This is a genomic window from Pseudomonas sp. NFACC24-1, from assembly GCF_900115235.1.
GTDB classification, from domain to species: Bacteria; Pseudomonadota; Gammaproteobacteria; order Pseudomonadales; family Pseudomonadaceae; genus Aquipseudomonas; species Aquipseudomonas fluorescens_AA.
In genome coordinates this window covers 97653-104806 of record NZ_FOVS01000023.1, presented here as the reverse complement: position 1 = coordinate 104806, position 7154 = coordinate 97653, and the positions used below count along the sequence as shown (strand labels likewise).

The window sequence follows — 7154 nt, the reverse complement described above, 5'->3', positions numbered from 1 at the left end:
GCCCCGTGCATCTGTCAAGCGGTTATTTTAAGAAGTTTTCAAAGTTTCGCCTCGGAAACCTCAACAACTTCAACCACTTGCGCCTCCGATCTCTCGTTAGCGGGAGGCGAATTCTACAGCGTTACTCGCTGCTGTCAACACCTCTTTTTCACCGCTTTCGACCGAGAAGATCGAACCGCACATAGAGCCAAACAACACCGCCCTATCTGCTCCTTCCAGACTTCGATGAACTGAAGCCCTGCGCCTTCGAAACCTACTTAACTCATTGAATCTCAAGGAGTTTTCCGCTTAGACTGCGCCGGAAGTGGGGCGAATTATAGACTTCCAGAATCTGCCGTCAACCCTTAATTACGCTTTTGTTGCAGAAGGGGCTTTCCTACCCAGCAAACGCGGGATCCGACGCATAACCGGCGGGACTCTCAGCATCAACAGCACGGCCCCAATAAAGGCGTATATCGACCACTCCTTCAAATCTGCCCGCACGATCCACAGCATATGCAGCAGCCCAAGACCCAGAATCAGATACACCAGGCGATGCAATTTCTTCCAGCGCACGCCAAGTCGACGCTGGCTGTAGCGATTGGACGTGACAGCCAGCGTCAGCAGACCGAGAAACCCAAGGGCCCCAACAATAATGTAAGGCCGCTTGCTCAACTCGACGCCCAACTGCGACCAGCCGAACCCCAGTATGAACGCCGCATACCCGCCTAAATGCAGCGTCACATAAGCAAAACACCACAACCCCAACTGGCGTCTGACCGCAATCCACCCCGCCCACCCCGTCATTTTTTGCAACGGCGTCATACTCAAGGTGATCAACAGCAAAATCAGCGTCCCCAACCCGAGCCGATCCACCAGCACTTTGCCCGGGTCAGGGCCCAACACGCTCATCAAGGCTTCGTAAAGCCAGAGCAACGGCCAGACAGCCGCGGCGATGAAGACGCTCATTCGCCAGACTGGAAAACGCATCAGTAGTCCTTCCTCAGGTCCATCCCTGTATATAAAGAAGCGACTTCATCCTGATAGCCGTTGAACATCAGCGTATCGCGCACATTGGGACTGAACAGCCCACTGGGCAAACGACGCTCACGTGCCTGGGTCCAGCGTGGGTGATCGACCGTTGGATTGACGTTGGCATAAAAGCCGTACTCGTCAGACGCAATGCTTTGCCAGGTGGTCTTTGGCTGCTCGCTCACCAGACTGATGCGCACGATGGACTTCACACTTTTGAAACCGTATTTCCAAGGGACCACCAACCGCAGCGGCGCGCCGTTCTGATTCGGCAACTCCCGCCCATACATGCCAACCGCGAGGATGGCCAACGGGTTCATCGCCTCGTCCAATCGCAAGCCTTCCACATACGGCCAGTCGATCAAGGCGAAACCGGAACGCTGCCCCGGCATGACCTTGGGGTCCTGCAAGGTTTCGAAGCGGATGTACTTGGCCTTGGAGGTGGGCTCGACCTGCTTGAGCAATGCCGAGATGGGAAAACCGATCCACGGAATGACCATCGACCAAGCCTCGACACAGCGCAGTCGATAAATCCGCTCCTCCAGTTGATAAGGCTTCATGAAGTCTTCCAACCCATAGCGCCCCGGCTTACCCACCTCCCCGTCCACGACCACGCTCCAGGGTTCGGTCTTCAAGGAGCCGGCATTGGCAGCCGGATCCCCTTTGTCGGTCCCGAACTCATAGAAGTTGTTGTAATGGGTCGCATCCTTGAACGGTGTGATGGGCTCGTTCTTGACCGTGACCGCCTCCCACCGGACGGATGGCAATTTCTCGGCAAACCAGGACGGCGCCTTGCCCGGCTCGACCTCGGCATAACGCGCCGCGTCGGCAGCGCTGGCCCATCGCGACAAGCCGCTCACGGCGAGACCCGCCATGGTTGCACCAAGCATTTGACGACGGGATAGGTAGAGGGATTCGGGCGTGACGTCCGATTCACGGCAGTCGGACGACTTGGGGATCTTGATCAGCATGACAACTCCGCAGTATTGGAGGGCAGATGCACCAATAGACTGCGGAGTATGGGGGAAATTACATTAAGGCAACGTTTAGCGTCGGCGAAGACGCAACAAGTATTGCACCGGACCCGAAGCGGCATAGGCGAGGAATACCAGCAGCAGGATACGCGGCGGATCACTGAACACCACCGCGAATACCAGTACCACTGCCAAAATCGCAACGAATGGCACACGCCCCTTCAGATCCAGCTCCTTGAAGCTGTTGTACTTGATGTTGCTGACCATCAGCATCCCGGCCGCGGCAACCAGCAGCGCCACCAGGAACGACATTTTAGAACCCTGGATGCCGTAGTCGCTGAATGCCCAGACCACACCCGCCACCACACCTGCCGCGGCCGGACTGGCCAGGCCGATGAAGTAACGTTTGTCAGCCTTGCCAACCTGGGTATTGAAACGAGCCAGGCGCAACGCCGCACCCGCCACATAGATGAAGGCAACCATCCAGCCGACCTTGCCCATGTCTCCCAGCGCCCAGCCGAACGCCAACAAGGCGGGAGCCACGCCAAAAGCGACCATGTCGGACAGTGAATCGTACTCGGCGCCGAACGCGCTCTGGGTGTTGGTCATGCGGGCGACACGCCCGTCCAGGCCATCGAGCACCATGGCGACGAAGATGGCAATGGCGGCGAAGGCGAAGTAACGGCTCGCCCCTGCGCTATCACCGGCGCTCAAGGCAGCCTGGGCACTCATGGAGTTGATGATGGAATAGAAACCGGCGAACAGGTTCGCGGTGGTAAACAGATTCGGCAGCAGATAGATGCCACGATGCCGGACCTTACGGCCTTCAGCGTCATGGCCTTCTTCGATGTGTTCATCGATGGGCAACAGGCTTTCAGCGTCAGGAGCCTGGCTTGGCTCGTCGGGACGTTCGCTCATGGGCAATAACCTTGCAACGGTGTGAAAAAAGTTCGACAGATGTCTGGGACGACGGTTCGGCCGCAAACGATGCAGCTTTATACCAGAAGCCATCGCCCAAACGAAAAAACGCGGCCAAGGCCGCGTTTTTCGACTCAAGTTCGCGACTTAGTTCTTGGCTTTGTCGACAATCTTGTTGGCGCTGATCCACGGCATCATCGAACGCAGTTGCTCACCGATGATTTCGATGCCGTGCGCAGCGTTGTTACGACGCTTGGCAGTCATCGAAGGATAGCCGGTAGCACCTTCGCTGATGAACATCTTGGCATATTCGCCGTCCTGGATACGTTTCAGGGCATTGCGCATGGCCTGACGGGATTCGGCGTTGATCACTTCCGGACCGGTCACGTACTCGCCGTACTCGGCGTTGTTGGAGATCGAGTAGTTCATGTTGGCGATACCGCCTTCGTACATGAGGTCAACGATCAGCTTCAGTTCGTGCAGGCACTCGAAGTAAGCCATTTCTGGTGCGTAGCCTGCTTCGACCAGGGTTTCGAAACCGGCCTTGACCAGCTCGACGGTACCGCCACACAGAACGGCTTGCTCGCCGAACAGGTCGGTTTCAGTCTCATCCTTGAAGGTGGTTTCGATGATGCCGGTACGACCGCCACCCACACCGGCAGCGTAGGACAGGGCCACGTTCTTGGCGTTGCCCGAAGCGTCCTGGTAGATCGCGATCAGGTCAGGGATACCGCCGCCTTTCACGAACTCCGAACGCACGGTGTGGCCCGGGGCCTTCGGCGCGATCATGATCACGTCGAGGTCAGCACGCGGCACGACCTGGTTGTAATGGATCGAGAAACCGTGGGAGAAGGCCAGGGTCGCGCCCTTCTTGATGTTCGGTTCGATTTCGTCGCGATACAGAGCACCCTGGAACTCGTCCGGAGTCAGGATCATGACCAGGTCGGCAGCGGCAACGGCGGAAGCCACGTCAGCCACTTTCAGGCCGTGGGCCTCGGCCTTGGCAACGGTGGCCGAGCCTTTACGCAGGCCGACAGTCACGTCAACGCCGGAATCCTTCAGGTTGCATGCTTGGGCGTGACCTTGGGAACCGTAGCCGATGATGGCGACTTTCTTGCCCTGGATGATCGACAGGTCGCAGTCTTTATCGTAGAAAACTTTCATGAATTTCCCCTATATCCGGCCGTTCAGGCCATTCGCTAATTTGGTTAGATGCTCAGTACTTTGTCGCCACGGGCAATCCCGGTGACGCCACTGCGTACGGTTTCCAGAATCGAGGCAGTGCCGATCGATTGAATGAAGCTGTCGAGCTTGTCGCTGGTACCGGTCAACTGAACGGTATAGACGCTGGCGCTGACATCGACGATCTGCCCACGATAAATATCGGTAGTACGTTTGATCTCGGCGCGCTGGGCGCCGGTGGCCTTGACCTTGACCAGCATCAGTTCACGCTCGATGTGAGCGCTTTCCGACAGGTCCACCAGCTTGACCACCTCGATCAGCTTGTTCAGGTTCTTGGTGATCTGCTCGATGATTTCATCGTGCCCCACGGTGGTCAGCGTCAGACGCGACAGGGTCGGGTCTTCGGTTGGCGCCACGGTCAGGCTTTCAATGTTGTAGTTGCGCTGCGAGAACAGGCCTACAACACGAGACAGCGCACCCGGTTCGTTTTCCAGAAGCAAGGAAATAATGTGTCGCATGATTAGGTACGCTCCGTCTTGCTCAGCCACATATCGCGCATGGAGCCGTCTTTGATCTGCATCGGGTAGACGTGCTCGCTGGTGTCGACCGCAATATCGATCACCACCAGGCGATCCTTCATGGCGAACGCTTCCTCCATCTTCGACTTCAGATCCTTCGATTCGGTGATGCGCACGCCAACGTGGCCATAGGCCTCCGCCAGCTTGACGAAATCAGGCAGCGATTCCATGTAGGAGTGCGAGTGACGGCTGCCGTAGCTCATGTCCTGCCACTGGCGAACCATCCCCAACACACCGTTGTTCAGGATCACGATCTTCACCGGCAAACCGTATTGCAGGCAGGTGGACAGCTCCTGGATGTTCATCTGGATGCTGCCTTCGCCGGTGACGCAGGCGACGTCGGCATCCGGGAAGCTCAACTTGATACCCATGGCCGCCGGGAAACCGAAGCCCATGGTGCCCAGGCCACCGGAGTTGATCCAGCGGTTGGGTTTGTCGAACTTGTAGTACTGCGCAGCGAACATCTGGTGCTGGCCCACGTCGGAGGTCACAAAGGCATCGCCCTTGGTCACTTCGCACAGGGTTTCGATCACGGTCTGCGGCTTGATCACACTGCCGTCACCCTTGTCATAAGGGAACAGGCCACGATCGCCGCGCCATTCATCGACCTGCTTCCACCAACTGGCCACGGACTCCTTGTTCGGAACCTCGCCGATTTCCTTGAGGATGGCGACCATTTCGGTCAGCACGCTCTCGACAGGACCGACAATCGGCACGTCTGCCTTGATGGTCTTGGAGATGGACGCCGGGTCGATGTCGATATGAATGATCTTGGCGTTCGGGCAGAACTTCGCCGGGCCGTTGATCACACGGTCATCGAAACGCGCGCCGACCGCCAGGATCACATCGGCGTGGTGCATCGCCAGGTTGGCGGTGTAGCTGCCGTGCATGCCGAGCATGCCGATGAACTGACGGTCCGTGCCTGGGAACGCGCCCAGGCCCATCAGCGTATTGGTGACCGGCAGGTTGAGCATTTTTGCCAGTTCAGTCAGCGGCGCGGAGCCACCGCCGAGGATCACGCCACCACCGGAGTACAACACAGGGCGCTTGGCCGCCAGCAGCATTTCGGCTGCCTTGCGGATCTGCCCGGAGTGACCACGGACCGCCGGACTGTAGGAACGCAGCTTGGCTTTTTTCGGGAAAATGTATTCGAACTTCTCGGCCGGGTTGGTCATGTCTTTCGGGACATCGACCACGACCGGGCCCGGACGACCGGATTCAGCCAGGTAGAAAGCCTTCTTCATGACTTCCGGGATTTCCGACGCGTGCTTGATCATGAAGCTGTGCTTCACGATCGGCCGGGAGATACCGATCATGTCGGTTTCCTGGAACGCATCGGTGCCCACCATGGTGCTGGGCACCTGGCCGGAGATGATCACCATCGGGATGGAGTCCATGTACGCGGTGGCGATACCGGTGATGGCGTTCGTGGCGCCAGGACCGGAAGTCACCAGGACCACGCCGGCCTTGCCGGTAGCACGGGCATAACCATCAGCCATATGGGTGGCCGCCTGCTCGTGACGAACCAGGATGTGGGTCACTTCCGGTTCTTTGAACAGGGCATCGTAGACATGAAGAAGAGCACCACCGGGGTACCCGTAGATATATTTGACGCCTTCGTCACGCAAAAAGCGGACGAGCATCTCACCGCCAGATAAAAGCTCCACGTTGTTCACCTCTAAAACGCCAGAATACCGACCCACGAAAAGGGGACGGGTCTTAATAGGTTTACTTCTCGGCAGAGCATGAGCGACGGTGGTCGCCGACTACGTCAGCACTGACTGAGCAAGTATTGGGATCGTCCCAAGTGTTGCGGGCCTTTCCCACCCAGCGCGAGGTAACGCGTTGCGGGTGTAACAGGTCGGCGCGGATGTGCGCCTCATGATCTGCCGAGTGGGTCTGCTTCTGGCAGTCCCTCTACAGCGGACTTTGGATTCTTCTGTTTCGCCTCCTTCAAGTCAAGTCGTCTATGTGCTTTATTCGAAGTAAGCGCATGAGAACGCAAGAAAAAACCCTTAAACGGCAACTGTGTTAGCTTCAATTGCGCAACTCAAGACAAGGAAACAGCATGCGAATGATCTTCTTGACGGCCAGCCTGCTGGTTGGCCTGAGCCCGATATGCATGGCCGCCCAGGTTTACAAATGGGTGGATGCCCAAGGTGTCACCCACTTCGGATCCCAGCCGCCCCAGGACGCAGAGGCCACGACTGTGATCAAGTCCTCGCCGTCCGCCACCAAACCGCCCGCGCCTCCTTCCGGCGGTGTCATTGGCGACCAGAAGGCGATCGATAAAGAGGTCAAGAAACAGGTTGCCGAGCAGGAAGCCCAGCTCAAGGCATTTTGCGAGCAGGCCAGGACCAACCTGGCGCAGTTGCAGAACAACCCGCGGGTGCGTGAAGACGTGGAAGGGGAAATGCGCCGCCTCAATGACGAAGAGCGGCGCCAGCGCATCGAGGAAACCCGCAAGCAGATCGATGAGCACTGCCAGTAA

The 7154-nt window shown here is 57.8% G+C and carries 7 protein-coding genes; 1 reads left to right on the top strand and 6 read right to left on the bottom strand.

All coding sequences use genetic code 11. From position 1 onward, the window contains the following. Positions 1 to 348: 348 nt before the first annotated feature. The 6 genes from msrQ to BM317_RS20670 form a co-directional block, all read right to left on the bottom strand. Complete coding sequence (gene msrQ / locus BM317_RS20695) at positions 349 to 969, bottom strand: protein-methionine-sulfoxide reductase heme-binding subunit MsrQ (RefSeq protein WP_092476008.1); 621 nt, start codon at positions 967 to 969, stop codon at positions 349 to 351. Next, the gene (gene msrP / locus BM317_RS20690) at positions 969 to 1982 is read right to left on the bottom strand and encodes a protein-methionine-sulfoxide reductase catalytic subunit MsrP (protein WP_092172311.1); all 1014 of its coding nucleotides are present in this window, start codon (positions 1980 to 1982) and stop codon (positions 969 to 971) included. The genes msrQ and msrP overlap by 1 nt, the downstream gene beginning before the upstream one ends. Positions 1983 to 2057: 75 nt before the next feature. Further along, positions 2058 to 2903: a CDP-diacylglycerol--serine O-phosphatidyltransferase gene (gene pssA, locus BM317_RS20685; protein ID WP_092172315.1), complete on the bottom strand. Its 846-nt coding sequence runs from the start codon at positions 2901 to 2903 to the stop codon at positions 2058 to 2060. Positions 2904 to 3050: 147 nt separating this feature from the next. After that, on the bottom strand, positions 3051 to 4067 hold the full coding sequence (gene ilvC / locus BM317_RS20680) for a ketol-acid reductoisomerase (protein WP_024779611.1): 1017 nt from the start codon (positions 4065 to 4067) through the stop codon (positions 3051 to 3053). A 44-nt stretch (positions 4068 to 4111) separates the two neighbouring features. After that, entirely contained in the window at positions 4112 to 4603 is a 492-nt protein-coding gene (ilvN, locus tag BM317_RS20675; RefSeq protein ID WP_003205610.1) for an acetolactate synthase small subunit, read from the bottom strand. 2 nt (positions 4604 to 4605) lie between these two features. Continuing rightward, positions 4606 to 6330, bottom strand: a complete 1725-nt coding sequence (locus tag BM317_RS20670; protein ID WP_060743130.1) for an acetolactate synthase 3 large subunit — start codon at positions 6328 to 6330, stop codon at positions 4606 to 4608. Between the two features lie 401 nt (positions 6331 to 6731). Between BM317_RS20670 and BM317_RS20665 the strand changes: the two genes are divergently transcribed. Next, entirely contained in the window at positions 6732 to 7154 is a 423-nt protein-coding gene (locus tag BM317_RS20665; protein WP_170842350.1) for a DUF4124 domain-containing protein, read from the top strand.